The sequence below is a fragment of the Tumebacillus lipolyticus genome (assembly GCF_042682745.1).
GTDB lineage: Bacteria > Bacillota > Bacilli > Tumebacillales > Tumebacillaceae > Tumebacillus_A > Tumebacillus_A lipolyticus.
On sequence record NZ_JBHUIO010000022.1, the window covers coordinates 1 to 3,327 of the forward strand.

4 protein-coding genes are annotated in these 3,327 nt (G+C 47.3%); 3 read left to right on the top strand and 1 reads right to left on the bottom strand.

Annotation, left to right across the window (positions count from 1 at the left end; translation table 11 throughout):
- Window positions 1-418 precede the first annotated feature (418 nt).
- On the bottom strand, window positions 419-928 hold the full coding sequence (locus tag ACFSOY_RS20365) for a GNAT family N-acetyltransferase (RefSeq protein ID WP_386049688.1): 510 nt from the start codon (window positions 926-928) through the stop codon (window positions 419-421).
- Between the two features lie 666 nt (window positions 929-1,594).
- Here ACFSOY_RS20365 and ACFSOY_RS20370 point away from each other — a divergent pair.
- The 3 genes from ACFSOY_RS20370 to ACFSOY_RS20380 all read left to right on the top strand — a co-directional run bounded on the left by ACFSOY_RS20370 (window position 1,595) and on the right by ACFSOY_RS20380 (window position 3,098).
- Window positions 1,595-1,780, top strand: a complete 186-nt coding sequence (locus tag ACFSOY_RS20370; protein ID WP_386049689.1) for a hypothetical protein — start codon at window positions 1,595-1,597, stop codon at window positions 1,778-1,780.
- Between the two features lie 27 nt (window positions 1,781-1,807).
- Window positions 1,808-2,386 (top strand): IS21 family transposase, encoded by a 579-nt coding sequence (istA, locus tag ACFSOY_RS20375; RefSeq protein ID WP_386049690.1) that lies wholly within the window; start codon window positions 1,808-1,810, stop codon window positions 2,384-2,386.
- 445 nt (window positions 2,387-2,831) lie between these two features.
- Window positions 2,832-3,098 carry an ATP-binding protein gene (locus ACFSOY_RS20380; protein ID WP_386049691.1) on the top strand — a complete coding sequence of 89 codons (267 nt, stop codon included), beginning with the start codon at window positions 2,832-2,834 and terminating at the stop codon, window positions 3,096-3,098.
- The last annotated feature ends 229 nt before the right edge of the window (window positions 3,099-3,327 follow it).

Sequence of the window (3,327 nt, forward strand, 5' to 3'; positions counted from 1 at the left end):
GGTATCTCTCCACTTGCTAAGTTCTTTCCGTTTTCCCACCGCGTCTCTCGCGGCGACAGGACTTATAGTATCACGCTCACGTTTCGATCTCAATCGGGGAAACTAGACAATACAAGCAACTACAATCATTATGAGCCTATATCCTCTCGCATACTCCCGATCTCCCCAAATCTTAGTATGAGATATTACGTGGCTTTGCATTCTCTTCGTCCGCGATAGATCTTCAGTTTTCACATGCGGGACGTCGTAGCTGTATATCAAACACCACGTTTGCTTTGCATCTGCTATCGGTTCATCGGGCTTTGTATAAATCGGGATGGGAGATCAATTGAGATCTCCCACAGCGCAAACAACAGTCGCACTTGAGCCATTCCTAGGCTCCCCACTTCCAGAGCGTATAATCGATGTCATGCCCTTCTTATGACATCGCAATTCTTTTGCCGACAATCACAAGGTCACGTTCCATACCGTCCAGTTCGGCAACACGAGGCAGCATACCCCATCTTTCAAATCCAAATCGTTCAAACAGTCTTAGACTCGGCTCATTGTGACCAAAAATGAATCCAAGAAGCGTCTTTATCTTGAGCAAAGGACTTTTCTCGATCGCCTGTTCCAATAGATATCTGCCAAGTCCCTTGCCACGAAAGTCCGAATCGATATAGATGCTCAGCTCGGCCGTGGCCTCATATGCTGGCCTCCCATAAAAGGATTGAAAGCTGAGCCAAGCGCACATCTTCCCATCATGCTCTACTACCCACAGCGGTCGGAAATGAGGGGAGTGATCATAATACCATCCTTCTCTGCTTTGCACGGTGACCGGTTCTGTATCTGCCGTCACCATCCTGCTTGAAATCGTAGTGTTATAGATCCGTACGATTTCTGGCAGATCGCCAATCTCAGCATCCCTTATGATCATTTCGTTTTCCATATGAGCCATTCCCCTTTCCGCAGTACCTTTATCACTTCTCTATCTAAAACGATTGTTCCTTTTTGTTTTGTCACTTGATCATTTCCATGCGTACTAAATTTCCAGATGCTTTGCCAATAGCTTCTGCTTCCCTGTGTTGCTCATTCTGTCCTGTCGCAGCACATCACTTTGTTTTCACACTCCATCGATCGCATTTCTATTGTGCCTTCTTCTATTGATTAGAAAGACCTTGTTCTTCACTGCCCAAAGTTTTCGATCGCTCCATTTTCAAATTTCTATTGCTTGCCTCGATCGTCCATTTGTAAGCTTCTTCAAGTCGGCTACAGTCTCGATTCTCGAAAAACGTATGTATGATATATCTCCTTGCTCTAACTTCTGCTCGCCGATTTTTTGGTAAGCCTCGACTCCGCTCTCTTTCATTTGACAGATCGCAGGAAAGCTCATTCTCGATCTATTATCTATTTCATTGCTTCACACGTTCATCCATTCTGCCACTATCGATTCGAAATGATGTACGCCTTTCTATCCTCTCGATGCGAATAATTTGATCGATCAGATTCAAGTAGACACATGAGAAGAGAGTTCTGCTCGAAATTCTTTGTTGTGTGAGAAACGGCTGAAAACTCCCCACTTCCAACGAACAATCTCTCGGATAGGAGAGAAATCATGGTCAAGAACGGGGGATTTTTTGTGATAAAAGAGATGAAACAACGAGTAATGAGCATCACGGCTATTGCAAAAGAGCTTGGGCGCGATCGGAAGACGATTCGCAGTTGGTTGTGCGAGGAGTCTCAAGAGACTTACCAACGCACATTCGAAAAACCTGAGAAGTTGGCACCTTTCAAAGCTTAGGTTCGCAAGAGGATGGAAGAAGGGTGTTTGAACGCAGTTGTTATTTGGGATGAGATTCGAGCTGCTGGCTACACGGGTGGCATCACAAGACTTCGAGATTTTAAGCGGCCACTCCGGCCTCTAGTCGCTTCCAAAGCAACGGTTCGATTTGAAACTCCGCCTGGACGACAGGCACAAGTGGATTGGGGCGAGTCTCAAGCAAATTGGAACGGAAAGAAAAAACGCCTTTATGCGTTTGTTATGGTATTGGGTTACTCCCAGATGATGTATGTGGAATTTACGGAGGATCAGCGTCTGGAGACTCTTATCGGTTGTCACGAACGAGCCATGCGGTACTTTGGGGGCATCACTGAAACGTGTCTCTACGATAACTTGAAAACTGTGGTTTCGGGGATTGACGGACGAACAAAGAGAAGTTGTTTGGAATCACCTTTCGCCCAGTTCGCTTCTCACTATGACTTCCTGCTCCGTCGCTGTCACCCCTATCGTGCTAGAACGAAAGGAAAGGTAGAAAACGGAGTAGACTATGTAACAAAAACTTTTGGCAGGGGGTTCAGACATTCACGGATCTTCAACATCTCAATGAACAAGCGCTACACCGGCTGAATACGGTTTCTAATGTGCGCCTACGCGGCACCACACAAGAACGACCTGTTGCTACGTGGACTATCAGGTTCGAAAGGTGCCCTCGGACACGCTCGTTTCCTACGAGGGAAACCTCCAATCCAGTTTGTGGGTCACCTTGTACATATCAAACATGACCGTCGTGGAGGCAACCGAATCTATCATGAGGGCATGATCATCGTGGAGCACAGGAAGGCTACGGGGCACCGAGAAATTGTACAAAATAAAACCTCTTCGATGGGATTCGAAAAGACAGTGTCGCGAGAGCGGTCAGCCAACCATCACATCAACTTATGTCTAATCCAATACCGGAAGTGGCTGCGCTCTCTCTCGCCGTCTATGATCAGCTCATGGACGAGGGGGTGATAAGCTCATGATCATACAAGAGCGCTTGCAGGCTGCCTTTCAGCAGTTTTGATGAGTTCGGATTCCTGAAACCCTCCATGCTCATGCGGAAGAAACCGTCACACACAATCTAAAGTATTTAGAGTTTCTAGACAAGTTGCTTCAAGAGGAATTAGCGGCGAAACACGAGCGGTATCTAAAGAAGAGGACACGCCTGGCGAAGCTGCCGTATCATAAGACGCTTGATCTGGGCCTCATTTCGCTTAGCAAATACTTACTCTTCTCCTCGCAACGTCTTACTCTTCCAGAGCGCTACGGCTCACATACCATCATTCCACTTTCACTCTAGTGGTTCTTCGCGCCACTTCCGAGCGCGGCACCTGTTCTACTTTCTTTCGCATACAAGCGGTCCAAGTACCATACCTTCGCTTCCGCTTCGGTGGTTCTCCGCTCCGCTTCGAACGCGGCACCTCTTCTATTTCCTTTTCGCATACAAATAGAAAAAGACCCAGATCTCTCAGATCGGGTCTCATCACGCCTAGCGGCGACCTACTCTCCCAGGACCCTGCGGTCCAAGT

Coding starts and splice junctions, on each gene's coding strand:
- ACFSOY_RS20370 (WP_386049689.1), top strand. CDS start 1,595: ATGGTCAAGAACGGGGGATTTTTTGTGATAAAAGAGATGAAACAACGA.
- ACFSOY_RS20365 (WP_386049688.1), bottom strand. CDS start 928: ATGGAAAACGAAATGATCATAAGGGATGCTGAGATTGGCGATCTGCCA.